Annotated in this window: 23 protein-coding genes; 12 read left to right on the top strand and 11 right to left on the bottom strand. The window is 65.1% G+C overall.

Annotated elements, in window-relative coordinates; genetic code table 11:
• Positions 1 to 21: 21 nt before the first annotated feature.
• The 4 genes from ACIA76_RS36025 to ACIA76_RS36010 all read left to right on the top strand — a co-directional run bounded on the left by ACIA76_RS36025 (position 22) and on the right by ACIA76_RS36010 (position 5,882).
• Positions 22 to 819, top strand: a complete 798-nt coding sequence (locus tag ACIA76_RS36025) for a sugar phosphate nucleotidyltransferase (protein WP_397158655.1) — start codon at positions 22 to 24, stop codon at positions 817 to 819.
• Between the two features lie 336 nt (positions 820 to 1,155).
• Positions 1,156 to 1,722, top strand: coding sequence for a dTDP-4-dehydrorhamnose 3,5-epimerase family protein (locus ACIA76_RS36020; protein WP_397158653.1), 567 nt, complete (start codon positions 1,156 to 1,158; stop codon positions 1,720 to 1,722).
• A 669-nt stretch (positions 1,723 to 2,391) separates the two neighbouring features.
• Positions 2,392 to 5,082, top strand: coding sequence for an ATP-binding protein (locus ACIA76_RS36015; protein WP_397158651.1), 2,691 nt, complete (start codon positions 2,392 to 2,394; stop codon positions 5,080 to 5,082).
• A 347-nt stretch (positions 5,083 to 5,429) separates the two neighbouring features.
• Positions 5,430 to 5,882, top strand: a complete 453-nt coding sequence (locus tag ACIA76_RS36010) for a hypothetical protein (RefSeq protein ID WP_397158649.1) — start codon at positions 5,430 to 5,432, stop codon at positions 5,880 to 5,882.
• A 768-nt stretch (positions 5,883 to 6,650) separates the two neighbouring features.
• Here ACIA76_RS36010 and ACIA76_RS36005 read toward each other — a convergent pair.
• Together ACIA76_RS36005 and ACIA76_RS36000 are read right to left on the bottom strand one after the other, a co-directional pair.
• Positions 6,651 to 6,848 (bottom strand): hypothetical protein, encoded by a 198-nt coding sequence (locus ACIA76_RS36005; RefSeq protein WP_397158647.1) that lies wholly within the window; start codon positions 6,846 to 6,848, stop codon positions 6,651 to 6,653.
• Between the two features lie 236 nt (positions 6,849 to 7,084).
• Positions 7,085 to 7,465: a hypothetical protein gene (locus ACIA76_RS36000; RefSeq protein WP_397158645.1), complete on the bottom strand. Its 381-nt coding sequence runs from the start codon at positions 7,463 to 7,465 to the stop codon at positions 7,085 to 7,087.
• Positions 7,466 to 7,586: 121 nt separating this feature from the next.
• Here ACIA76_RS36000 and ACIA76_RS35995 point away from each other — a divergent pair, with 121 nt between their 5' ends.
• Both ACIA76_RS35995 and ACIA76_RS35990 read left to right on the top strand, forming a co-directional pair.
• Positions 7,587 to 7,820 carry a hypothetical protein gene (locus tag ACIA76_RS35995; RefSeq protein ID WP_397158643.1) on the top strand — a complete coding sequence of 78 codons (234 nt, stop codon included), beginning with the start codon at positions 7,587 to 7,589 and terminating at the stop codon, positions 7,818 to 7,820.
• A 543-nt stretch (positions 7,821 to 8,363) separates the two neighbouring features.
• Complete coding sequence (locus ACIA76_RS35990; protein WP_397158641.1) at positions 8,364 to 9,056, top strand: GPP34 family phosphoprotein; 693 nt, start codon at positions 8,364 to 8,366, stop codon at positions 9,054 to 9,056.
• Positions 9,057 to 9,456: 400 nt separating this feature from the next.
• Here ACIA76_RS35990 and ACIA76_RS35985 read toward each other — a convergent pair whose 3' ends face one another.
• Together ACIA76_RS35985 and ACIA76_RS35980 are read right to left on the bottom strand one after the other, a co-directional pair.
• Positions 9,457 to 9,747 carry a helix-turn-helix domain-containing protein gene (locus tag ACIA76_RS35985; RefSeq protein ID WP_397158639.1) on the bottom strand — a complete coding sequence of 97 codons (291 nt, stop codon included), beginning with the start codon at positions 9,745 to 9,747 and terminating at the stop codon, positions 9,457 to 9,459.
• 250 nt (positions 9,748 to 9,997) lie between these two features.
• Complete coding sequence (locus ACIA76_RS35980) at positions 9,998 to 11,290, bottom strand: hypothetical protein (RefSeq protein WP_397158637.1); 1,293 nt, start codon at positions 11,288 to 11,290, stop codon at positions 9,998 to 10,000.
• Between the two features lie 600 nt (positions 11,291 to 11,890).
• Between ACIA76_RS35980 and ACIA76_RS35975 the strand changes: the two genes are divergently transcribed.
• The 4 genes from ACIA76_RS35975 (at position 11,891) to ACIA76_RS35960 (ending at position 15,110) form a co-directional block, all read left to right on the top strand.
• Positions 11,891 to 12,613 (top strand): hypothetical protein, encoded by a 723-nt coding sequence (locus ACIA76_RS35975; RefSeq protein ID WP_397158635.1) that lies wholly within the window; start codon positions 11,891 to 11,893, stop codon positions 12,611 to 12,613.
• 57 nt (positions 12,614 to 12,670) lie between these two features.
• Complete coding sequence (locus tag ACIA76_RS35970) at positions 12,671 to 13,030, top strand: hypothetical protein (protein ID WP_397158633.1); 360 nt, start codon at positions 12,671 to 12,673, stop codon at positions 13,028 to 13,030.
• Between the two features lie 22 nt (positions 13,031 to 13,052).
• Positions 13,053 to 13,577 carry a hypothetical protein gene (locus ACIA76_RS35965; protein ID WP_397158631.1) on the top strand — a complete coding sequence of 175 codons (525 nt, stop codon included), beginning with the start codon at positions 13,053 to 13,055 and terminating at the stop codon, positions 13,575 to 13,577.
• A 363-nt stretch (positions 13,578 to 13,940) separates the two neighbouring features.
• A complete protein-coding gene (locus ACIA76_RS35960; RefSeq protein ID WP_397158630.1) occupies positions 13,941 to 15,110 on the top strand; it encodes a serine hydrolase domain-containing protein in 1,170 nt (389 codons plus the stop codon).
• Between the two features lie 119 nt (positions 15,111 to 15,229).
• Here the strand turns inward: ACIA76_RS35960 and ACIA76_RS35955 are convergent, their stop codons facing one another.
• The 7 genes from ACIA76_RS35955 to ACIA76_RS35925 form a co-directional block, all read right to left on the bottom strand.
• On the bottom strand, positions 15,230 to 16,042 hold the full coding sequence (locus ACIA76_RS35955; protein WP_397158628.1) for a hypothetical protein: 813 nt from the start codon (positions 16,040 to 16,042) through the stop codon (positions 15,230 to 15,232).
• 164 nt (positions 16,043 to 16,206) lie between these two features.
• Positions 16,207 to 16,680 carry an ImmA/IrrE family metallo-endopeptidase gene (locus ACIA76_RS35950; RefSeq protein WP_397158626.1) on the bottom strand — a complete coding sequence of 158 codons (474 nt, stop codon included), beginning with the start codon at positions 16,678 to 16,680 and terminating at the stop codon, positions 16,207 to 16,209.
• An 820-nt stretch (positions 16,681 to 17,500) separates the two neighbouring features.
• Complete coding sequence (locus tag ACIA76_RS35945; protein ID WP_397158624.1) at positions 17,501 to 18,226, bottom strand: hypothetical protein; 726 nt, start codon at positions 18,224 to 18,226, stop codon at positions 17,501 to 17,503.
• A gap of 74 nt (positions 18,227 to 18,300) precedes the next feature.
• Positions 18,301 to 19,242 carry a T3SS effector HopA1 family protein gene (locus ACIA76_RS35940; protein ID WP_397158622.1) on the bottom strand — a complete coding sequence of 314 codons (942 nt, stop codon included), beginning with the start codon at positions 19,240 to 19,242 and terminating at the stop codon, positions 18,301 to 18,303.
• A 14-nt stretch (positions 19,243 to 19,256) separates the two neighbouring features.
• Complete coding sequence (gene lxmK / locus ACIA76_RS35935; RefSeq protein ID WP_397158620.1) at positions 19,257 to 20,291, bottom strand: class V lanthionine synthetase subunit LxmK; 1,035 nt, start codon at positions 20,289 to 20,291, stop codon at positions 19,257 to 19,259.
• 141 nt (positions 20,292 to 20,432) lie between these two features.
• Positions 20,433 to 20,585, bottom strand: coding sequence for a hypothetical protein (locus tag ACIA76_RS35930; RefSeq protein WP_397158618.1), 153 nt, complete (start codon positions 20,583 to 20,585; stop codon positions 20,433 to 20,435).
• 27 nt (positions 20,586 to 20,612) lie between these two features.
• A complete protein-coding gene (locus tag ACIA76_RS35925; protein ID WP_397158616.1) occupies positions 20,613 to 20,756 on the bottom strand; it encodes a hypothetical protein in 144 nt (47 codons plus the stop codon).
• A 651-nt stretch (positions 20,757 to 21,407) separates the two neighbouring features.
• Here ACIA76_RS35925 and ACIA76_RS35920 point away from each other — a divergent pair.
• Together ACIA76_RS35920 and ACIA76_RS35915 are read left to right on the top strand one after the other, a co-directional pair.
• On the top strand, positions 21,408 to 22,679 hold the full coding sequence (locus ACIA76_RS35920) for a M16 family metallopeptidase (protein WP_397158614.1): 1,272 nt from the start codon (positions 21,408 to 21,410) through the stop codon (positions 22,677 to 22,679).
• Positions 22,676 to 23,929, top strand: a complete 1,254-nt coding sequence (locus tag ACIA76_RS35915) for a M16 family metallopeptidase (protein ID WP_397158612.1) — start codon at positions 22,676 to 22,678, stop codon at positions 23,927 to 23,929. Before ACIA76_RS35920 ends, ACIA76_RS35915 begins: the two co-directional genes overlap by 4 nt.
• Positions 23,930 to 23,959: the final 30 nt, after the last annotated feature.

Below are 23,959 nucleotides of genomic sequence, written 5' to 3'. Positions count from 1 at the left end.
AACACAGGAAGGTCGAAAGCCATGCTTAAGGGCATCATTCTCGCTGGCGGAACCGGGTCGCGGTTGTCGCCGCTGACAGTGATCACCAACAAGCACCTACTGCCGATCTACGACCGGCCCATGATCTCCTTCGCAGTGCAAGCCGTGGTCGAGGCGGGGGTTACTGAGCTGATGATCGTCACTGGCGGCACTCATGCCGGTGAGTTCGTCCGGCTACTGGGTAGCGGGCACGACCATGGCGTGGACCGGCTCTGCTACGCCTACCAAGAGCGCCCTGGCGGCATCGCGCACGCCCTCGCCCTGGCCGAGCAGTTCGCCGACGGCGATCAGGTCGTAGTCATGCTGGCGGACAACATCTTCGAGTATTCGATCGCACCCCTGATCGAGAACGCACACCGCAATCCGAGGCGGGCCCGGCTCCTGCTGGCCGAGCTCGACGACGAAACACACCTACGCCACCTCGGGGTCCCCGCATTCGCCGGCGATAGGATCGTCCGAATCGTCGAAAAGCCGCAGGATCCACCTTCGCGATACGCCGCAACCGGAATCTATGTCTACGACAGCACGGTGTTCGATATTATCCGCACCCTGGTGCCGTCTCAGCGCGGTGAGCTCGAGATCACCGATGTCAACAACCACTACATCCGTCAGGGCGCCCTCGACTTCGATGTCGCAGAAGGCTGGTGGGGCGACGCTGGTGAAAGCATCGACGCCTACTACCGAGTGAACGACTTCGTTCGCGAGTCCGGAGCCAACAAAGCTGTCCCGAGACGGGCTGCGACAGCCGCGGCATCACTCGTCGCCCGCACCAAATCATGACCACCACAGCGGCCGTGGACCCGGCTTCAGGACTGTGGTGAACAGGTCACTCAGCAGGAAGTTGGCGGCCGCGCTCGCCATCGACCGCAGCGAGATCGGTTTGGCTGATCGACCGCCTCGAAAGGGCAGACCTGGTCGCTCGCAATCGCGATGACGCCGACCGGCGCAAGTATCGGCTGACGATCACCGAAGCCCGGCGCCTACGCGCAAACAAGTCGACAACCAGCTCGCCGCCGCACAGGTAAACCTGTTCGCCGGTTGAACTCCCACGAATGAGTCACCGTGCATCGGCTACTGCTCGAGGCCCTTCAATGGGCAGGCAAGGAAGTGAACGACATGCGGATTCGAGAACTGACAATACCGGGTGCCTGGGAGGTGACCCCTCAGCTGCACGCCGACGACCGCGGAGTCTTTCACGAGTCATTCAGGGCCGCCGCATTCGAGGAGGCAGTGGGCCGTCGTTTTGACCTGCGTCAGGTCAACATCTCGACCTCGGCCGCGGGGGTGCTGCGCGGCATCCACTACACCGAGAATCCGCCCGGGCAGGCCAAATACGTGACCTGCGTGCGTGGGGCGTTTTTGGATGTCGTGGTGGATCTGCGGCGCGACTACCCCACGTTCGGCCGATGGGATTCGGTCGTCATCGACGATGTCGCCCGCAAGTCGGTGTTCCTGTCCGAAGGGCTGGGCCACGCGCTGGTCTCGCTGGAGGACAACTCCACCGTCAGCTACTTGTGCTCGCTGGAGTACTCCCCTGAGCTGAACCGGGACCTCGACGCGTTCGACCCGGAACTGGCCATCAACTGGCCGACGATCGACCGCAACGGCGAACCGTTGACCTATATCCGATCGGGGAAGGACGCCGCAGCCCCGCGCCTGGCCGATATGAGACTGCTGCACTGAAAATGGGTGTATCTGCCGCTGTTCAGTGCATGGTGCCGCTGGTCCGGCACTCGATTCACCGTATTTGTTTTTCCGATATCCGAAGGCGTCAGCAAGATGAATTAGGGGGCCACCGCAGCTATCTGATCCAGATACCGGGTGTGGCGGAACCAGTACTTTGGTCCGGCTTATCACGCGGCTGTTCGACACATTGTCGATTCCGATTACGCCGCTCGGAAGAACGTTGGTGACGGCGAGCTGATGAAGTCGGCGCCGATTCTCGGCCTTGTCCGCGCCATCCCACGCTGCAGCGGATCGTCCGGGTGTACCAGCTCGAGGTGGCTGAAGAGCGGCATATCGTCGGGGGTGGGTGTGGTGGCTTATCTGGACGGCCCGGGTCTGTATGCGCAGCACCGCCATCGTGGGCAGCCCAGGATCGCGTAGGAGAGCACGGCGGGGTACGTGCTGGTTGGTGTCGATCGGTCCGTGGCGGCTGGCTGTGTTCGTAGGATGGGCGTTATGGAGATGGCGCCCCTGCAGGGTGGTGGCGGATCAGGTTCGGCACGAAGGGTTTTCGCCGACAGGCTGGGTGAGTTGTTCGAGGCAGCCGGGAAACCAACCCTGGAGCAGGTGGTGAGAGTGACCACGCAACGCACATGTGCTGCACGAGGCCCCGGCAGGAACCAGACCGTGACGACGCAGCGCATCAGTGATTGGCGGTCCGGCCGCAACCTGCCCCACACGTTTGAGGCAGCGGCGCCGGTGCTGGTGACATTGTTCGTGTTGGCCAAAGCCCAGCGGGGTCGCATTCGTGAGGATCTGGTCGATCACCGAGCATGGAAGCGATTGTGGACCGCGGCGGTCACCGAGCCCGCGGTGGGGTCATCGTCGCGGCCGCTGGCGGCCAGGGCGCTGCCCCGCGATCTGGACACGCTGGTGGGCCGCGAGGACCAGTTGCGGCGCATCGTGCAGGCGGCGGATTCGGAGCGGGTGGTGTCGATCCATGCGATCGACGGCATGCCGGGTGTCGGTAAGACCGCGTTGGCGATCCGCGCCGCCCATGAGCTTGCAGGGCGCTTTCCTGATGGGCAGTTTTTCGTCGAGCTGCATGCCCACACTCTGGGGCAACCGGTCGCGGACCCGTCGGAGGTGTTGGCTGGACTGCTGACCGATCTGGGTATCGACCCCCGCAGCCTGCCCGACACCCTGGCGGCGCGTCGGAATCTGTGGCGGGCATGGCTCGCCGACAAACGGGTGCTGCTGGTGCTCGACGACGCCCGCGGTCCTGATCAGATCGAACCGCTGCTGCCGCCAGGCGGCGGATGCGTGACGATCGTGACCAGTCGCCGCCGCCTGGTGGCCCTCGACGGGGCCATGCCATTGGCCCTCAAGGTGCTCGACGCCGACTGCGCTGTTCGCCTGATCGCTACCCTCGCTCACCGCAGCATCGCTGGCGACGCCGATCAGGGCGCCGTGGATCGGGCGGCGGCAGAGCGCATCGTGGAGCTGTGCGGGTTTCTGCCGCTGGCGATCGTGCTGCTGGCCGGGCGGCTGGCTCACCACGACACCTGGAGCATCACCGATCTCGCCGAGAATTTCACTGCCACGACCGACCGGCTCGCCGAACTCGACACCCCGGATCGGGCGGTGCGTGCCGCGTTCGATCTGTCCTACCAGAGTCTCCCGGTCGAGCAGCAGGTCGTGTTCGGGTTGTTGGGTTTGCATCCCGGCACCGAGTTCGACCTCTGGGCGGTGGCGGCGCTGGCCGACATTCCGCTTGAGACCGCGCGGCGACACTTGGAGGCCCTCTACACCGACCATCTGCTCGACGAGACCCGTCCCGGCCGTTACCGGCTCCACGACTTGCTGCGCGAATATGCCGGCACCCTCGCCGCGACCGCCGACAACACTGCGGCGGTGGAGCGCTTGCTGGACTACTACCAGCACACCTTCGCCCGGGCCGACCGGTGGGTGGCGCACCGCTCCCGACCTACCGACGACCACACCACGCCCCCCGCCGGGGCGAGTGGTGTCGCGGTGCGCGAATTCAGCGACCAGGCACCGGCGTTGGCGTGGATGCGTATCGAGCGGGCCAATCTGCTCGCCTGCCTGGAATACACCGCCGACTGTGATCCTGCGCGGATGGTCGTGTTGACCGGGGTGATGGCCGGGCTGCTGAACCTGGAAGGGCCGTGGCCACTGGCTGCGCGACTGCACCAGCGCGCAGCCGAGACCGCTGCCCGCCTCGGCAACCGTCACGCGGAAGCCAATGCCCTGACCAACCTCGGCCTCGTGCGCCGGCTCACGGACGATTACCGGCAGGCCGCCGGCGTGCTGCATCAGGCCCTGACCTGCTACCGCGACCTCGGCAACCGCCACGAGGAAGCCCACGTGCTGGCCGAACTCGGCGTCATCTGCTTGCACACGGACGATTACGGGCAGGCCGCCGGCGTGCTGCATCAGGCCCTGACCTGCTACCGCGACCTCGGCAACCGCCACGAGGAAGCCCACGTGCTGGCCGCACTCGGCTTCGTTCGCCTGCTCACGGACGATTACGGGCAGGCCGCCGGCGTGCTGCATCAGGCCCTGACCTGCTACCGCGACCTCGGCAACCGCTACGGGGAGGCCTACGCGCTCACCGCACTCGGATACGTGCATCGGGAAACCGGAGATTACGAGCAGGCCGCCGACCTGCATGAGCGGGCCCTGACCTGCTGCCGCGATCTCGGCAACCGCTACGGGGAGGCCCACGCGCTCACCGCGCTCGGCTTGGTGCGCGGGGAAACCGGAGATTACGAGCAGGCCGCCGACCTGCATGAGCAGGCCCTGACCTGCTACCGCGATCTCGGCAACCGCTACGGGGAAGCCACCGCCCTCACTGCACTCGGGCAAGTGCGCCGCGAAACCGGGGACTACGCACGGGCCGCCGACCTTCTGCAGCGGGCCTTGGCCCTGAACCGGGACATCGGCAATCGCCGCAATCAGGCCGACACGCTCGGCAGCCTCGGCATACTGTGCGAGAGAACTGGGGACCAGAAGCAGGCCGCCGACCTGCATGAGCAGGCCCTGACCGTCTATCGCGACCTCGGCAGTCGGCTCGGCCAAGCCAAGGAGCTCAACAGCATCGGGCGAGTATTGCTGGCCACCGGCGAACCTGGTGAGGCGTTGACAGCCTTCACTGATGCGCTCGAGCTGGCTCGCGAGATCGGACACCCCCTCGAACAGGCCCACGCTCTCGACGGTGCCGCTCGCTGTCGCGCGGGCATCGGTGATATCCCCGCGGCCGTGATAGACCTGCGTGCCGCTGCCGATATCTACCGGCGCCTCGGCGTGCCCGAAGCCGCATATCTCGCGACATTGCAGACGCATACATTGGTATAGGAGGTGGTGAAGGCGGCGTGGACTGCGCGGTGGCCGGTATCGAGTTCGCCGAGCCGATTGTGGGTGGTGGCGAGGCCGGTGATTGTTCAGGTGGGGATGGTGGGCCAGGCGCCCGGCCAGCAGCACGATCGCCAGCGGCAGGTAGCCGCACCATTGGACGATCTCGGCGACCGTCGAGGTGTCGCCCGGACGCGCCCGTCTCTGGTGGGCGCGATGGTGGGCGCAATATCCGCAATCGGATCCTTTGAGCCACGGGGTCGGCGGGATTCTGACCTGGTGTGTGGGCGTGTAATTCGACGAAGAAGCGGCTGTCGGGGAAACGCTCGGCCAGCAGGTGCGCGGCGTGGGTGACCAGGGCGGTCTTGCCGACACCGGGCATGCCGTCGATGGTGTGGATGCAGACCACTCGGCCCGGTCCGGCCGTCTCGAGGATCCGCTGCAACTCGCTGTCACGCCCGACGAAGGTGTCGATGTCGCGGCGCAGGGAGGTCGTCACCATCGGACGTGGCAAGGGTTCTGCGGTGGCAGCCTTCCATAAACGTTGCCAGGCAGATCGGTTCGACAAGGTAGATGGAATCGGACCGGACTCCGCTGTGGCCAGGCGAATCAGTGTCGTCAGCACTGGTTCGAACGTTTCGAACTGTGAGGTACGTTGCGGCCGATCCGCCAATCGCTATCGTGGATACAATCAAGTCGTGTTGATTTGTTACGAGGTCCTCGATCAGTTTTCCGGCGACGTCGAATGCGAACTCGATTCGTGGCAGGTCACCAGCAGCGGTGCCACCGACTCGAACGTGTGAGGTAGGTTGCGCCCGGCGCGCCAATCACTTATTCGCTGCGTCGTTAGGGCTTCTTTCCCGCCGGGTGCCCGCGTGCTTCGTTTGCGTTGCGCGGTCGGTCGCACCACTTGCTCTAGTGTCGGTTTCCCCGCCACCTCGAACAGCTCGCTCAGCCGGTCGGCGAACATTCTTCGCGCCGAACCTGATTCCCCGCCACCCTGTGAAGGTGTCTTCGCCATAATGGCCATCCTACGAACGCCAGCAGGGTGTACCGCGTCGGCAATGCAGTTCCGCCAAAAGGTGATTCGACGATCAGGCGTGGCGCGCCGTAGATCAGACCAAGGTGATGATCATCCAGGTGGTTCGATGCTGATCGCATCTCGGCCTTGCGCACCATCAGGTTTCACGGCTGGTCGGTTCCGTTTCGGGTGGAGTGTCGACAGCAGAGCATGGCTGGGGATGTTGACAGCCCGGCTCCTCACGCGGCTGTTCGACACATTGTCGATTCCGGTGAGATCCTTCGAACGGCCTTGACAGACATCACCCCCTGCTGTCGATCCGTGTCGCGCTGGGCTGGAGGAGCTGTTGCGACCCCTGGCCTGACGGCACAACTTTTTACTCGCGCCGAACTCGCCGCAGCCTGCATCGGGCAGATGTAGCTATCGGGTGCGCTAAGTTCTGGTGGTCCTACGTCTGACCGGCGGAACCAGGGCTTCTACGCGGATTCGTCGAGCCGGAATTCGCTCCATATGGCTGCGGCGGGACGGCTCGCGAACCCGTAGCTTGGGGTTAGTCCAACAACGCATAGGACTGGTTGATCAGATCCGTCATCGCTTGCTCGAACTCGTGGCGTTGCTGCGGGCTCCAGCCTTTCGTCAGCCGGTCGAAGACCTGCTCTTGCCAGTTGTGAGCTTGGTCCAGGAGAGCGTGGCCGGATGTGGTGACCGTCGCCTGGCGTTGGCGGCGGTCTGCTTGCGATGTCTGCATCGCTAGGTACCCGGCTGATATCGCGCTCTTGACCAGCCGCGACGCTCCGCTCTGGTCGATGCCGATCTCGTGGGCGATCGCATTGATCGTTACTGCGATTCCTCGCCGAGTCAGGCAGTGGACGGTTTCGGTGACGAGTACCAGTCGGCCTTGGTCGGCAAGTCGGTCGCCAGCCGATGACCTGCGCGACCAGTGCCGGACGAACGCGAACAGAACCTGACCCGGCCTCGAAACAGTCATTCGGTCGCGGCCATCTCGCGGCAGATGTAGGCCAACTTGAGCGCTGACTTCAGATTCGGTAGTCGCAGGGACGCGGTCACCTTCTCACCGGCTACCCGGAACACCGTCGCGACCCGAGTCGGCGCCTTGCTCTCGGGCCAGGTTGCGTCCTCTTCCACGACCATGAGGCGCTCGCTGACCGGATGCCACGATCGCGGGATCAGCTTGATGCCCGAGCGTTCCACCCATTTGGCGAACTGCTCGGGTGTGATCGGGCCTTCACCTTTCGGGCCCAGAACGACGATCGGATCACCGACCGCCCTCGCCGACCGCTCCAGGTCGCCCTCGTTCACGCTTGCGTGCCACTCGTTGATGGCTGCTTCCAACATTGACTCCATGATAGGAGTCTATGCAAAACGCATACATCTTCGCACATGGATCGACAACTGGCTTTCCTGACGGATTCCGGCGGAGTTTCCGAATGAATCATGGGCGGCACGGTATCCGGTGCTGCGAGGGTTGTCGGAAGACCCCCGGCGGGATGCCCCCGGGATCAGCTGGGGCTATGCGGGTGGTGGAACCAGCATTCTGGTCCTGCTCATCACGCGGCTGCTGGACGACATCACCGCCCCTGCCGCCGACGATGTGTCCCGCGGCCCCGCGGGGTTGGAGAAGTTGCTGCAGACCGCCTGGCCCGACGGCACGACCTTTACTCGCGCCGAACTGGACGCGGCACGCACCGGGCAGATGTAACGGTTGTTCTTCTGACAGTGCGCTGGTCTCCTTGTTTCGGAGCGCTTCAGGTGAGCGGGGTGCCGGGGTCGCCGAAGGTGCCGGGCCATGGGCCTAGTGCGGGCTTGTTCTTGGCGAGACCCACCTAATGAGCAAGGCTGACGTGCGGCGGTCGGCCGTGGTTCCACCTTGAACCGCCTCAGCTTTCCAGCCAACCCCGCCGGTTGCGCTCTTCGTAGTGTCGGTCGTCTTCTTCCTCGTACCGCCGGTGTTGCTCGGCACGTTCGGTTTTCGCGTTCGATAGGGGTTCGTCACCGATCCGGGAGTCCCGTTCAGGCTCGACTGGCGAGGAGAAGACGGCGGTGAAGCGGCACCCTGGCGTAGCATCCGAGATGCCGACGAAGCTTCTTGTCGGAACGAAGGTCCCGGCACCTCCCCCCCGTGTCGGGGTCTTCTCCGTTTCAGCCTGCTGGGCGGATCATCGTCTGCCGCAACTAGACTCGGCGACATATCCAGTGCCAGGAGAAGCGAGTGGGAGCATCGCTCCGCTCGGAGGGGGTTGACATGTTGACAGTCGCGGAAGAATTCCTGCTGCTCGCTCTCGACGACAACAACGGCAAGAGGCTGGTGGACAACACCCGGCTGGGAGCTGCCCTCGCCGGCGCGGCGCTGGTGGAACTGACGTCGGAGGGTGTGTTGCGGTTGACCGGCCCTGACGACCCCGGTCACAAGCCGGGTCGGCTGGTGGTGACCGATCGACGTCCGGATGACGCGCGATTGGCGGGCTTGCTGGATGTCGTCGATGGCCGCAAACCGAAGGACGCGGTCGCCAAGGTTGCCGGGTTCGGTAGCTGGCGCGATCGGTCGAAGGACTTCAAACAGGCATTGCTGGCCGACCTCGTCGACGCTGGCTACCTCACCGAGCAGCGCGGCAAGTTGCTCGGTGTGTTCCCGACGACGGTGTGGAAATCGGCGAACCCTGCAGGGGAAGCCGAAATCGTGGCGCGCGTTCGCGCTGCGGTCGCAGGGCAGCGGCTCGATGATCGCACCGCAGCACTGACCTCGATCCTCTACGCGGTCGGCCTTCTCCCCAAAGTGGTTCCGGACATCGACAAACGAACCGTCGAACGCCGCGGTAAGGAGATCAGCGACAGTGGATGGGGTGGCCCCGCGGTACGCAAGGCCGTCCAGGAGATCCAGGCGACCACCGCGGTCGTCATCGTCAGCGCCACCGTCGCCGCGACCACCACCAGCTGATCCACACTCGCCCGGATCGGCAGAGCTGTCGACCGTGAAGGTGAGGCGTCTTCCTCGCCGTGACCCACGCTGCAGTGCCACTCATGCCGCGGCCGCCGAACCGTTGGTCCCGTCCGGACGAGGCCCTGTCACGGTCCCTCCCGGAGCCAATATCGGCCGCATGCGACTGGTTGCATCGGAAGCTCTTGCCGCGGCACACTTTCCGCGCCGCATGCGACACACTCGTCACGAACGGCTGCGGTGCAGGGCTTGTTGCTCTCGGGCACCCGGGCGGGGGTCAGGGTGTCGAACTGCGCGACCCAGTAAACTCCTGTCGGTGAAGGTCCCGGCACCGATCCCCTTCGTGCCGGGCCCTTCCCATTGGCCGAGTAGAACCTGGCCGTTTCGGTTGGGCGCGTTCTTAGATTGCGCGTCCGGTTGATGCTTCGGCCCACGCTTGTTCGAGGAGTCCGCGTTCGCTATGGCCGTACAGCAAGGCCAGGTCGCGCAGCTGTTCGATCGTCGGCGACTGGGTACCGGATTCGATGTTGTCCAGCCAGTCCTGTTCGTAACCGGTGCGGTCGGCGACCTGTGCCGCGGTCAGCCCGACGCTTTGACGTAGCTGTCGCAGCCCGTGGGCGATACAGCGGTCATAGCGGATCAGGTGCGCGCTTTGGTCAGGGCTGAGCGATCGGTGCTGGGGAGAAGTCATTGCCTCGGTTCGGGTCGGCGGTGAGCATGGGCGGTCTCGGCAGCGCTGGCGATGGGATGCTCGCTCGGATGGACAAGCGCGGCCTGCACTTGCCTCGTGCTGGCCCGCGTGAGGAAGTGCACGAGGGTCGGATCCTGTTCGCGGCAACCAGGCTCGGTATCCGGAGCATCCGGCCGATGACAGTACTGGTGCGCAGGTCCCGACGCCATCTCGGCGCATCCCCCTTTTCTGGGGGGCGACCAGCAGCGCGTCACATTCCTTCCTGACGCCAACATCGCTCACACACCACTGACCGCAGCGGAAGTTCCTCTCGTGGTTGGCCTTTCGCGCCGCACACCACGCACTCGTCCCGCTCCTCTGCGGTGGGCGTGGGACTGTCGGACACGTCGCTGGGGGAGGGCTCGAACTGCGCGACCCAGCGGTCGATCGCCTGCCCCAGTGATGTGTCAGGAAAGGCTCGCAGAGCGAGTCGAGCAGCGTGGATCACGGCGGTCGTGGGGTCCGGTAGGGGAGCGGTCAGGCGCAGCCGGGCGCACAGGGCGGTGAGCATCCGTGCGCGCATCGTCGCGGTGGTCGCGGCGAACACCGCGGCCGCGTGGCGGCGCTGCTGTTCGTCGTGACGGGCACGGCCGTCGGCGCGGTGTCGCCGGTCCCAGGCTCGTTGAGCCGGGGCCAGCCGAGGCCCGGCACCGATCAGATTGCGCTGGAACCGGTATCGAGCCAGCAACAGGGGCCTTCGAACCTGGTCGGGGAGCGTGGCAGCGAGCGTGGCGAGCAGTTGGTCTGGGCGCCACCCGCGAGTGAGGTAGGTCCGAATCTCCCGGCCCAGGCACCACCGGAGCCGGGCACGCAAGGACCGGAAGGGCTCCGGAGCGTTGGCCAGCACCTCACGCACCTCCTCGGCGTCGACCGTCACCGACGCGGGCCGCGCCGCGCCGGAGCGCGGGCGGAGGGTAGGGAGGTGGTTTCTTTTGGAAGAGTAAGGAGGCGGGTGGGAAAAGGTGATGACACGTCCACCAGGGTCGCGTTGCAGCTCGGTGATGCCGTCGAGGAATCGGGGATGGATGGCGATGGTGGCGTAGGCGCCCCGACCGCGGGCAGGGATGTAACGGATGAACTCGTCACGGTGCAGCGCGGCCAGCGCGCGACCGATGGTTTTCGGGTCGTATCGACGCGGTCCGCATAGGCCGATGAGTTGCCGGATACGGATCCGATCGTCGCTGAGGCGTGCCCACCCGCATAGGAGCGCCAACGTCGCGGCCAGGACGTTGCGTCGCGCTCCGGCCGGGATGACATCCTCGGCGGACCCGAGCACTCGGTCACGGACGAGGTCGGCGTCGGCGAATCGAATCCGGCGGCGATACGTGCGGTGGTGTTCAGCGCGAGCGGTCGAGTCGGCGTCGCGGTGAAGGAATGTGCTTGTCCGCGTGAAGGATCCGATCGTCTCCGGTGCGGTCGTGGCGGCGGGGGCTCCGCCTGCGGGTCGACCGGTGGTCGGGGTATGCACGGTATGAGGGCATGCGGTACCCTCAGATCTGCTCATCTGGAAGCAGTCCTTTCTGGACAACAACATCCAGAAGTCGCGCCTGGCCGGGCTTCTCCGACTTCTGGGGTGTCTGAGGGTTGGTTGTTCGACAACGCCCTCGCGTAACGAACTCTTTGCCGAGAGTTCGTTCTATTCAGCTGTCACTGGCGAATCGCCGTTGTGGCGTGGTAACCCCCTTTGAACGCGGCCGAACTTCGGTGTGTAACAGCGCGATTGCCCCCTCGCGCCGGGATCCGGCGTGGCCGGTGGAACGTGCGCCCGTGCGAAATGGCCACTGCCCCAACGATGATGGCTACTGACTACATCTCCGCTGGAGCGCTCACCGGTCACGCTGATTATCGTCACCCCTCCGGACGACACTCCTCGCGTGGCCGGCGAACTGCGCACTTCCCTCCGCTGCCTTCACATCACGGAGCAGCCCGTCGCGGCGCTACTCACCCACCTGCCCGGATTTAAGCGACGCCAAAGTATCATGACATCCCTTTTGGGGGCTATGAGTTGCTCATGAGTTTAAAGTAGGGGTCATGTGATCGTTCTGAGGTGACGTTGTCGATGGAGAGGAAGTGCAGCGAGCGTGGGTCGCATAGGGTTTGGTCCGTGGTGACGCGGGATCTGCAGGAGCGCTTCGGCCGGATCGTGGCCGAACGACGCGACGAGTGCGGGTTGACGCGGCCAGGCGTGCACGCAGCCGGAGGGCCGTCCGTGGCGACGATGGCACGGATCGAAAATCCGCGAGCCGACACAGCGCCGCCGAGCACCATGACGCTGAGACTGCTCGATCACGCGCTCAAATGGGCCGCAGGCAGCGCCACCAGAGCGCTCCAAGGCGGTGATCCGACCAAGCTGGAGGAACAGGCCCTCAGCGCCAATGCCAACGTCTCGTCTTCTTCAGGGGGCAGCGGTCGCGACCCCTTGGGCTTCCGGTTGGTCGAGCTCGACATCGACGTCGTCGATGAGCTCGTGGCCGCTGCCGACCGCTGTTTCCAGCTCTGCGACCGAAGCGATCTCCCCGAGGCAGCCCGCGACGCCGCACACGCGGCGAAAGAACAGCTCGCAGTCGCCGTGGCCAGACTTGCCGCCGCGCAGGCAACGGAGGTGCTCGAACGCGCGGGGGGTCCCGGTAACGAAATACCCAAGAGCATCGAAAGACTCATCGGTGCGCTGCTGGCGACGCCGCCGATGGCCACGGGAATCGAACGGGAGAACCAGCAGTACCGGCGATGGCTCGCGGGCAGCGCAGCGGATCTGGACCCCGCCCTGTCGGACAACTTTGCCAGGCGGTGGCGGTCCAAGCTGGACCGGATCAGTCTGATGGAGTGAGGGAGAAGGTCTTTGAGCCCCAGTAGCCGAGCCGTGCCGTTAGAGGAGCGGGTGAACATGCTGTTCGCCACCGTCATCGACAACGACGGGGTCGCGGTCGCCGGAACTGTGGTCGCGCAAGCACTTTCGAAATCCCTCGGCCGCCCGGTGGCAGCCAAGGATATGGTGGCCCTTCGGCGGCCCGGTGCACAACGTCCTGGTGACGACCTTCTGGATGCGCTGGCCGGCTACTTCGACATGCCGGGGAGCTTCTTGTCCGACGACCCCGACAAGTACTACGGCCCGTTTCGGCAACTGAGTCTGCTGATCGTGCAGCGCGACAAGCGCATTCCCTTCGTAGCCCTGCGTTCGAGCTCAGATCACCTGGGCGACAACGCATTACAGGAGTTGAAGAACTACCTTGAATCCCTCGGTTAGTGACAACACGGGCCAGGATCGTATGATCGCGGAAAAGGCCCTTTCGAAGCTGACCCTGCGGCGTCCCTGGTCGATGCAACGTTTCGTGGAGGAACTGAGCCTGCAGCGCGACCGGCCGATCGAGATCGTCGACGGACTCGCCGAGTTCGAGAGCATCGACTTCTCCGGCATCTGGATCCCCCTCCCGGAGAAAGACCTCATCCGGCACCGATCAGGCTTCAGCCAGATCGAACGCGACGGAATCATCGCGCACGAACTCGGACACATCGTCCTCGGACATGAAGTGCCGCCCGAGGAACGGATCCTGTATTACGAGCGGACCGCACCCTCGATCCCCACCGCCGTGATCAAACGGCTGATGGATCAGCAGGCGTGCCTGCGCTCCAACTTCGACCTGCCACTGGAACGCCAAGCCGAGTGGTTCGCAACCCTGCTGATGGAGGCTGCGGCGGCTCTGAGTCGTCCACTGTTCCCGGACAAGAACCTCAACCAGAGGCAGCGGCTCATGCTCGAACGGGCTGCCGCGATCTTCGGATGGGCAACGTGAAATTCACGATATACACACTCATTTCCATCCTGCTGCTCGTACTGGCGGCGCACCGAATCAAAGCCGACCGCCGACCCGGTACGACGAACGCCACCGGGCGGCCGGTCGTGTCGTCACGGGCGATCCACCGGTGTGTGCGTGCCACCCGTGTGCCGTTGCCCGCTCCGAGTTCCCGCACTTGGCCGCGGTAGCACGGGAACCCTCGGTGGACCGAGTCATAGCCGAACCAGAAATCGGTGATCTCATGGTCCGCGGGGCCGAACCCGGTCAAGGTGGTTCCTTTTGGAAGGGTATCCGGCCGGTCGAATAGTGTTCTGATTGCGAAGGGTTTCGCCCGCTTGTGGGCTCGTCGAGGAGGCGTTGGTGGAAGGATTTGTCGAGCGTGGGTTCGAGGCGGTTCGTGACGCGTTTGCGTACGCGCACGATGGCGATGAGGGTGCCGCGCAGCTGTGTATCTATCGCCACGGCCGCACCATCGTTGATCTTTGGACAGGCCAGGACGCGATATCCGGCAAGTCGTGGGACGCGGAGTCACTGGTCGTGCTGAGGTCGGTGTCGAAAGGGTTGACCGCGACCTGCGTGCACATGCTGGTTGAACGCGGACAGCTCGAGCTTGATGCCCCGATTCATGACTATTGGCCAGAGTTCGCGGTCGGTGGTAAAGCCAGCATCACCGTCGCCGACCTACTGTCCCACCGGGCCGGCCTGTCCAGCTTCGATCCTGAATCCGAAATCGGGGCTTGGGATTTGCTGGACTGGTCGGCGTGCACGACCGCGCTTGTGTCGATGACTCCCTTGTGGCGGCCGGGAACCGCCTTCTACTACCACCCCTTCACCTGGGGCTACCTGGTCGGTGAGCTCATCCAGCGGGTCACTGGCAAGAGCGTCGGTGACTTCCTTGCCGCCGAAATTGCTGAGCCGCTCGGGCTGAGCCTGTGGATCGGCCTGCCGGAATGTGAGGAGCATCGCGTTGTTCCCGGGTTCACCCGCAAGCACTTGGCCACACCCGCCGAAGTGGAGGCGCGACTGGCCGGTATGGGGATCGACGTCGGCTCCCGGTTGGTCCGAGCGACCCTTGCGACCATTGCCACGAGAGAGGAGGCGAACGAGATGCTGAACACCCGCGAAGGGCACGCGGCAGAGATCCCGGCGGCCAATGCGATCGGTAATGCCCGCTCCTTGGCGCGGATGTATGCGGCGATGATCGGCGAGGTCGACGGGATTCGGTTGCTGACATCGGCGGCTGTGGACCGGGCGCGGCAACCGCAGACCGACCGACTGAGCCACCCGGCACCGCTGGATGTGATGCCGGTGGCCACCCGCTTTGCCTACGGTTACGAGATCACTCGTCCCGCTGGACTGCTCGGCGATGGATCATTCGGGCAGGTAGGCACCGGGGGGCGGATTAGCTTCGCCTATCCCGAGTCGGGCGTCGCAGTCGGCTACACATGCACCAACATGGTCGGGGACGAAGGGGTGGACGATCCGCGTTGGCTGCCGTGGGCCGAGGCGCTGCGCGGTGCCCTCGTGTAAAGCGGCGCCTCAAGGCGGGTAGCCGAAGCGTTTTCAGCCAGGGCGCGGGGGTCGTGCTGATGGCTGCGGGTTGGAACACAAGCGTTCCAACCCGCTGCCAAGTATTCGGAAGAACCCGATCAAGCGATTGCCGGGTCGGCGACGGCAGACCTTCCCTTCACCTGATGTGAGTGGTCAGCCAATTCGATCTGCAGCCGGTAAGCGGTTGCCTCCGTGCGGGATGCGGCCCAGCACGCCCGCCGTGTGGGGCGGAACGTGTAGGACTTGTCCAGGACGACCTCCGGATTCGCTGCCCGAGCCTCTACCCATCGGTCACCGAAACGTCGCAGCAATCGGTAGCGGTGGAACCGGTCCTTGAAGATGGAGGAGGCGTAGATTCCCGCGGACACTCCCGCTGCAGCCAGCATTGACAGGGTGAGAGTGGCCGAGATGTGCAGGGCGTTGCGGTGCCAGTAGTTGTTGATGTGCTCGTGCTGCAGATAAAGGTTGTAGACCTTGAAAGCGCAGTAGACCAAGCCTATGACCTCGTATACAGCGATGCCTGCCAGTGCGCGCGCGAACGGGCCTCGGCGAACCCACAGTAGTTCGCGGATAATGTAGGTGCTGCCGAGGAGCAGCATGCTTGCCGGTGGCCCGAGGTACGCGAGCCAGTACGTCATGACAGGCACTGTTACCGGGAATTGGTTGCTCATGTACGAAGTCGGGGTATGTGCCATGGGGGTGTTCAGAAAGGTCCCGGTCATCGCCACGATGATCACGACGGCGGTGCCGATCTGGATGCGTGGCGCGAAGTTCCGGCCGGTAATAAACGAACTCACATTCAGCAGTGGTATCGCTGCCAAGGATCCGAACGTCATTCCGGCAAGGGACATGATGTTTGCTACACCAGTCCAGTCTCGAAGCACAGGATTGATGATGTCGTCGGTGATCACCGGAACCCTGCATAGCTTCTCGAGTCCTAGACAGAGTAGGAGCTGTGTCAGCGGGTTGGTTAGCCCGGTTGAGGTTCCGAGACGATAGTGTGGACGGTTCGATCGAATGCGGTGTGCCGCCAACAGGAGCAGCGCTGCCGGTATGAGGGTGCCGACGACGATGTTCACGACGCCCATCCGAAGATCGCGGCAGCTCTTTCCAGCATGAGGCGCGGCCTCGGGTTGAGATTTTTTTCTGGGAACAGTGGACGGCTGAGAGAGGCCGCGGCCTCCATCAACAATGATGCGAACCACTCGGCTTGACGTTCGAGTGCCGTGTCGAAATTCGAGCGTAGGCAGGCTTGCTGGTCCATCAGCTGTTTGATGACGGCGGGCGGTATCGACGGTGTGGTGCGCTCGTAGTAGCGAAGCCGCTCTTCGGTCGAAACCTCGTGTCCGAGGACGATGTGCCCGATTTCGTGAGCGATGATCCCTTCACGCTCTTCCGGGGTTAAACCCGACCGGTGTCGGATGAGGTCCTTCTCCGGGAGAGGGATCCAGATGCCGGAGAAATTATTACCTTCGAATTTGCCGATCCCTTCTGCGATTTCGATCGGTCGGTCACGCTGCAGGCTCAACTCCGTCACAAACCGTTCCATCGACCATGGTCGGCGTAGGGTCATGCTTTCGAGAGCTCTTTCTGCAACCACGCGATCAGGGTCTGCGGCGCTAGTCAAAGGATTCAATGTATTTCGTCAACTCCCGAACGGAACCATTACTCGCTTGTCACGTTGTGCGATCAGCAGTGCCAATATCTCCTCCAGTACGATTGGACCGCCGCTAGCCAATGCACAGGCCCGCGCTGCCCGGCGCTCGGACCGGGTCGGGCAGCGAGTCGCTTCAATGCCTTGGGCCGCGCGGTGCCGCGGTCTCAGGTGTCGGCTTCTCGGTTCGAGCCAGAAGGGTCGTATCGGCGAGGCCGCGGGCGTCGCGGACCTCGTCGTGTGAGCGGGCCCCGGCCACCGACACCGCTCACGGACTAGGAAGCCGCAGCGCACTTGCTGATCGGACATTACCCTCACGGCCACAACCCTATTCGAACCGACGGCAGGCGTCTTCCTCGTCGACACCAGTTCGGGAAAGTAGCGAGCCGACATGCGTGTCGACGCGAACAGGCCGGGGCACGTGCCGCAGGTACTTGGCAAGTGCGACAGATCAACCGGCACACGACACCGGGCGAAGAGCGGGACCACTGCCAGCCCCCGTCAAAACCCCCTCCTGGGACCAGCATCGGTCACACACGCCCGATCGCAGATCATCCGAGGCCGGGCGGAGCATTGGGCGGTGGCGCACAGCCAGCGTCGATCCGACCCGTGTGGCAGAGGCAGCGATGGACAGGCGTGTTGATGCGGTTCTTCACGGCCGAGCCGGCCGGGCCCCCCGGGGGCGGCGCAGATGCCGGGCCGAGGACCCACCGGATCAGTTGGCGGCTTGTTGCGCGAGTGCGCCGGCGAACAGCAGCGCGGAGGCGAAAGCGATGGGTCCTCCGATAAGGATGGTTCCGGCCACTGCGCCGACCGCTCCCAGCGCGGCGCCGGTGATCAGGCACCCGCCGAGGAAGCCGGGGATCGCCAGCGTTCCGATCGTGGGGACCGCGGCCGCCGCGCCGACCGCGGCGCCCCCGGCGATACACCCGATGGTTGCGCCGATGACGGTGCCGACGAGACCGCCGATCGCCACGCCTAGGCTCGACTGCATCTGGAAGCGTGCCACCGCGGCGTCGAAGGCGGGGGAGTTTGGATCGATCGCGATGTCGCGCAATAGGTTCGGAGGCTGGCCCGTGGGTGTCGCGTCGGCAGGGTTGGTGCTGGGAGTCAGGGTGGCGGTCCTGCCGCTGATCTCGGTCGCGATGGGGTAGTTCGATCCGTCGCGCTGATACGACATCGGTATCGCCGCCGCCAGCTGCCCGTCCGCCGCCGTCACCTGCAGACGGTTGTCGACAACGGACAGCGACCCCGAATCCAAGGTCACGACCACCGATTCGCCGAGTATGCCTGCCTCGTAACCGATTGCGGCGGAGTCGGTGTCAGCCGCTGCTGCGGGCGGCGCGAGCTGTGGCGATGGGGTCGCACCGGCCGTGCCGGCGGGCGCGGTGAGGGCGCCGATGATCGACGCAGACAGCACAGCCTTGCTCAGGCCCCTCATCAAAAGTCTTCCTCTTTCGTGATCGGATGCGTTCTATGGTTCACGGGGCGGGCCGAATTCGGTTCTGCGGTTGGTCAATTCAGGCCCAGTACATCGACGACGGGCGAGGACAGATTGCGTGCCGGTTCATTCGGGTCGATGCCTGCGTCGAGGAACGCCGCGTGGATGGTGGCCGCCAGCGTCATCTCTGGCACCTGATCGACGGCGTGCCGAATGACGGCTTGGGCCAGCACGTGTGCACGGTGCTGACCGAAGGAGAGCCCTTGACGGGTGATCGTTCGGTCATCCGGCTCGAACGCGCAGCACACGGATTCGGTGATCGCGCGGGCGAACGGCGAGGTCCCCTGACCCAGCAGACCCGTGCTCTGCATCGCCGTGGCGCAATCGCGGGCATGGCGCCACCCGTCCCGTCCCAAGTAGACCACCAGCGCATCGTTGCGGGGGTACAGGGCACGGTTCGACAAGATCTTTGCTTCCCACACCGCGCCGGTGCGGTCCAGGAATTCCAGCAGCGTCTTCCACACCGGAGCAGCGGCGTCCGGGTCGTCGATGCGCGCGTAGAGCCGCAGCAGGGGGCCCGGTTTGCGGTGACCATGACCGGCAAAGACGAACCCCGGCGACAGGGCCGGGCGCACGGCGTCGACTTCGACGTCGACCTGCTCATCGGTGAGTGCGCGCACCGAGCTGTCGGGGACGTTCAGGCGCAGGGTGCCGGTGTCGACGATGATCCGGCCCTCTCGGCGTTCGACGACCGTGGCGCGCAACGTGGTTCGCCGCTCGCCGGCGGCCTCGCGCAGCCGCGCCTCGAAGCGGGGATCGCGCAGTGTGCGCATCCGCTTGTCCACCAGCTGCTCGCGCCCGTGGTGCGCGGTTTGATACAGGGCGTTGCCCACCTGCCGTGCCACTGCGGAGGGATTGGCTTCCTCGTAGGTCTCTCCGGCGACCTGCGCGCGCAGCCCGCCCGGATCCACCTCCACCGCGGCCGACATCGCGACGATCTTGTCCGCGACGGTCACGCTCATCGTCATGATCATTCCTCCAAACCGAGAATCGACACGAATTCCGCCGGGGACAGCAGCACGGTGCGGCCGATGCCTGCCGCGGCCCGGTTGATCGGAGACAGTCGGGCCGACTGTCCGGCTCCGGCGAGCATGCGGTCGATCATGTGCCAGCCGGCGTACCGAGCCGCTCGCGTGGCCAGTTCGCGGTCGTCGCGGGCCTGTGGACGGCACGCCAGGTAACGGCGGTAGAACGCACGGACTTTGGGGCTGCGCTGGGCAACTTCGCCGACGCCGGTGGCGACGATCTGCTCGTGGGCTGCGGAGGCACCCAGGGGCAGCGAGTCGGCCAGAGTTTCCGGCAACGCCGAGGCAGCGAGGAACAGCCATTCGCCGGCGAAGGCGCCGATGTCGCGCGCGGGGTCGCCCAGGCGCGCCTCTTCGAAATCGGACAGATACGCCACGCCGTCGGCGATCAGGAACTGATCCAGCCGCAGGTCGCCGTGGATGGGGCAGCGTGGGGTCGGCGGATCGTCGTCGATCTCGCGCAGCGTCCGCAGCGCGGCCCGCAGCTCCTGGTCGGGCTGCAGCAGTTTCCACATCGCGATCTCGGCGGCCGAGGCCTGCGCGAAGTACTCCAGCGAGACGGCTTCGAACGGTTTGAGAGGCGGCATCGGATGGGGCGCGGGGTCGAACCCTTCCGCGGGAAGTCGATGGAAATTCGCCAACTGTTCCGCGACGGCCTCGCACAATTGGTCGTCGAATACGGAATCGCCTGCCAATTCCAGGCCGTTGCGTGACTCGTTCACATAGTCGGTGGCGATCAGCGCCTCGTCCTCGTCCACACCGACCAGCCGCGGCATATTGACCAGGCCTTCGCCGGTCGCCGCCACGTGGACGGTCCGGGCGATTTTCGCGCGGCGTTCGTCGTCGAGCACCAGTTCCTTCACGAATACTTTGCCGCCGCGCGTGGTCTGCCCTATCCAGTTCGGATTCCGGCCGAGGGTGCTGACCACCGACTCGGCGTCGAGGTCACCGAGACCCAACCTGTTCAAGAACCGTCCCACATGCGGTGCCTCACCGAGATCGACCGAATGGTAGGAGGTTTGTTTCCGTGTGTCCGACTGAGTCATATCGAGTCAATTATCCTGTGACTTCTATCGCGTGCGTGTGGGAGACGAGATCAGATGGTCGAGATTTACTCGCCGCTATTCGGCGGCGTACGAGCCGCCGGTGTACGACTGGAAGCTGATGGCGCTCGGTGGAATAGGGGTATAGCCGAGCGCTGCGTGGGAACCGTTCACTTCCAGTTCGCCTGAGGCGATATAGGTGCGGTAACCGGAGATCAGCTCGATCGCCATGAATGTGTCCTCTCGTTCGAATTCGAATCAGCACTGCACCGGCAGTGTTCGAATCGTGGGGGTGACCGATACCGGGCTGACCCCGGGGATAGGGGTGTCGGCGGCCCCCGCAGCGCCGAACTCGCTGGTCGTGGCGTAGGCAAGGTATCCGGCGACCAGATCGACTTCCATAGTGATCGATGCCCTTCTTGATCTCACTCGGCAATGGGTGGTACAAGATGTAGGCGGCGTCGGCCACCCACACGGTCACGCTGACAAGCAGGGGATGGTGGGTGCCGTCGATGACGTTCGCCGCGAATTCGATCGCCCCGCCGCGCATCGGATATCCGGCAATGGGGACGTATCTCCACGACTCCTCCCGAAATCGACGAAGAGCAGGTATCGAGTACGCGATGACTGACGGCTGCTGCGTTCTCGCATCGCGTTCGATCCAGACCGACGTTCTCGTGCCGGTCGACCATCGGCTGTGACTCTGCGGAACTGACGTAGTCGACTGTCACGGTGTTATCCCCCTATTTTTACGCTTTCGACCGGATCGGCGAGTGGAAAAACGATCGGCGTGACCCCCGGCTCACTACATCACGGTTATCAGCTCGGATGCGACTGTGCGGGACCGCGAAAGTTGAATGCGTCGGGTCCGCGAGCTGGTCCGATGACCATCTGTCATAAAGTTTCGTCTGAAACTTTATGACACGAGAGTGTGTAGTCGACCGTTCGGTGACAACTGAAACCGAAGGTAACGCTAACTGGAAGATTTGGTTGAACGCACAATGAAGTGCTGCGGGTTGATGTTGCGCAGAATGTCGGGTTTACTTCGTTGCTGTGTCAGGGGTTGATTCGGGGGAGATCGATCGCCTCCCCAATGGGCTATGTATCACGGCAGCACAGGTGAAAGGCACCCAAGGGTGCGCTGTTGTCGTTCAATATCGGGCCGGTTTCCGTACCGACCCGCCGAACCGGGCAGGGTTGGCTCATCTTTTCGAGCACATGATGTTCCAGGGTTCCGCATCGGTGCCACCGGGTGGGCACTTCGAAGAGCTGCTCGCGGTCGGGGGCGCGGTCAACGGCAACACTTTCCCCGACGTCGCCGACTACCACCAGATGGCACCGGTGGGGTTGCTCGACAGGATCCTCGCGCTCGAAGCCGACCGGATGGCGCATCTGCGGCTGAGCCGGGACAATCTCGACCGCCAGCGCGAGGTGGTCAAAGAAGAGATCCGGCTGCGGGTGCACGGCAAACCCTACGGAGGGTTCCCGTGGACCGTGCTCCCGGCGGTGCTGTATCAGCGGTGGGCCAACGGCCACAACGGGTTCGGTGACTTCACCGACCTGGATCGGGTGACCCTCGCCGACTGCCGGGACTACTACCAGGCGCGATACGCCCCCGGACAAGCGGTGGTCGCAGTCTGTGCCGACCGCGACCCACACAGCACACTGCGCGCCATCCGTGCACACTTCGAACACCTCCCCGCCCGCCCCTCACCGGCGGTGCCGGCCTTGACGGAATCGCCACGCGCAGAACAGTTCGCCGTACACAGCGACCCCCTCGCACCGCATCCCGCCTTCGCGATGGGTTGGACGCTTCCCGACCCGGGCCGCGACCTGACCGCCTACGCGGGCTACGTCGTCCTGACCCGGTTGCTCACCGGCGGCGCCCACGGCCGCCTCACCCGGGCACTCGCGGCGCGCAACGCCCGGGCCGACACCTCACCCGGCCTGTTCGGGCCGCTCATGTCGACCGATCCGGACACCTTCGTGCTCGTCTTACACCACACCGCGGGAGACGAAGACGCCTGCCGGGCAATCGTTTTCGACACCCTCACCGAGGTGGCTACCGGTGCGATACCCGCCGGCGAGATCGAGCGGGCGGTCGCCGCCATGACCAGCGACCTGTACCTGAACCTGGATTCCCTCGCCTATCGAGCACGGATGCTGGCGCGCGGTGTTCTGCTGTTCGACGACCCCGCACTCACCGGACGGTTCCTCACCGAGATCGAGCAGATGTCCGAGCCGGCAGTGAGGGCCGCGGCCGAGCGGCTGCTCGCGCCCACCGGCCGCGCCCACCTCACACTCGTGCCGGGAGCCCCAGCATGATCACACACCCGGCCGTGCCCCTGCCCGACCACGTCACAGAGCGCCTCGGCAACGGGCTGTCGCTGATCGTGTCGTCGCTGCCCACGGTGCCGATGATCCAGGCGTGCTTGGCGATTCCGGTCACCCTCGACACCGCCGACCAGCTCGCCGCCATCGACGTCATGTCGGCCTACTGGCCCGACACCGACGCGAGCCGGGCGTTCGAGCAGGCCGGCGGATCGGTCGGCATCGACCGGCAACGCGACTGGCTGATCGTGTCGTTGACCGCTCGCGCCCACCTGCTCCGGCTGCTCACCGCAACACTGGCCGCGATCGTGCACGGCAGCTACACCGACGCGGGAATCGACCGCGCCCGGGCCCGCTGCCGACACCAGGCGACCCTGATCGAAGCCACACCCGCAGCCCGGTCGCAGCAGGATCGCTGGATCGCCCGCTACGGTCACCTGCCGATCGTCCTGCAAGCGGCACCGGCACCGGCCACCCTGGACGCCGTCACCACCACCGCCGTCACCGCGATCCACCACCGCCAGGTGACCCCCGAGCGCGCTCATCTGCTCGTGGTCGGCGACGTCGACGAAGACGCGGTCCTCGACGCGGTCCGCGCCGACCTGGGGCAGTGGGCGCGCGGCCCGGCCACCGATCCACAACAGCGGCCGGCACCGTCCGGCTCACCGGGCCTGCGCACCATCGCCTATCCGCACTGGCAGCAAACCCACATCCGCCTGGCCGCCGACGCCACGTCCGGGGACGACCTCGAAGCCTTCGCCGCGGCGACGGTGGCCAGCCTCGTCCTCGGCGGCAACTTCGCCTCCCGGCTGACCCGCCAGGTGCGCGAAGACCACGGGCTCGCCTACCAGATCGCCACCAGACTCGACACCCACCTGGGCCACACCGTGCTCACCCTCGACGCCGATGTGAACCCCGCCCATGCCGGCCAGGCGCTGCAGCTGATCGCGGCCATCCTCACCGACATGGCCCGCACCGGCCCCACCGACCGCGAACTGCGGGCCGCGGCTGGATACATCGCCGGCATGCACACCCTGGTCCTGGGCGCACAGTCCTCACGGGCGAGTTGCCTGCTGTCGTATCTGATCAGCGCGCAGCCGTTGACCGCGGTGTCGGACCTTCCTCAGCTCGCCGCGCAACTGTCGCCGGCCCAGGTCCGGGTGGCCGCCGAATCGTTCACACCGCAGCTGGTCGGAGGGGTCGTCTGCGGCGCAGACGACACCGAACACCGCTGGGGCCGGTAGCCGGCCCCAGCCACACCCAACGTCACCACC

The organism is Nocardia sp. NPDC051570, assembly GCF_044454005.1.
Taxonomy (GTDB): domain Bacteria; phylum Actinomycetota; class Actinomycetes; order Mycobacteriales; family Mycobacteriaceae; genus Nocardia.
Note: the sequence above shows the minus strand (reverse complement) of the source record. Positions and strands in the feature narration are given on the sequence as shown.

Coding starts and splice junctions, on each gene's coding strand:
- ACIA76_RS35990 (WP_397158641.1), top strand. CDS start 8,364: ATGTTGACAGTCGCGGAAGAATTCCTGCTGCTCGCTCTCGACGACAAC.
- ACIA76_RS35965 (WP_397158631.1), top strand. CDS start 13,053: ATGATCGCGGAAAAGGCCCTTTCGAAGCTGACCCTGCGGCGTCCCTGG.
- ACIA76_RS36005 (WP_397158647.1), bottom strand. CDS start 6,848: ATGCAGACATCGCAAGCAGACCGCCGCCAACGCCAGGCGACGGTCACC.
- ACIA76_RS35980 (WP_397158637.1), bottom strand. CDS start 11,290: ATGAGCAGATCTGAGGGTACCGCATGCCCTCATACCGTGCATACCCCG.
- ACIA76_RS35950 (WP_397158626.1), bottom strand. CDS start 16,680: ATGGAACGGTTTGTGACGGAGTTGAGCCTGCAGCGTGACCGACCGATC.
- ACIA76_RS36020 (WP_397158653.1), top strand. CDS start 1,156: ATGCGGATTCGAGAACTGACAATACCGGGTGCCTGGGAGGTGACCCCT.
- ACIA76_RS35930 (WP_397158618.1), bottom strand. CDS start 20,585: ATGGCGATCGAGCTGATCTCCGGTTACCGCACCTATATCGCCTCAGGC.
- ACIA76_RS35970 (WP_397158633.1), top strand. CDS start 12,671: ATGCTGTTCGCCACCGTCATCGACAACGACGGGGTCGCGGTCGCCGGA.
- ACIA76_RS35985 (WP_397158639.1), bottom strand. CDS start 9,747: ATGACTTCTCCCCAGCACCGATCGCTCAGCCCTGACCAAAGCGCGCAC.
- ACIA76_RS36000 (WP_397158645.1), bottom strand. CDS start 7,465: ATGGAGTCAATGTTGGAAGCAGCCATCAACGAGTGGCACGCAAGCGTG.
- ACIA76_RS36025 (WP_397158655.1), top strand. CDS start 22: ATGCTTAAGGGCATCATTCTCGCTGGCGGAACCGGGTCGCGGTTGTCG.
- ACIA76_RS35915 (WP_397158612.1), top strand. CDS start 22,676: ATGATCACACACCCGGCCGTGCCCCTGCCCGACCACGTCACAGAGCGC.
- ACIA76_RS35945 (WP_397158624.1), bottom strand. CDS start 18,226: ATGAGGGGCCTGAGCAAGGCTGTGCTGTCTGCGTCGATCATCGGCGCC.
- ACIA76_RS35925 (WP_397158616.1), bottom strand. CDS start 20,756: ATGGAAGTCGATCTGGTCGCCGGATACCTTGCCTACGCCACGACCAGC.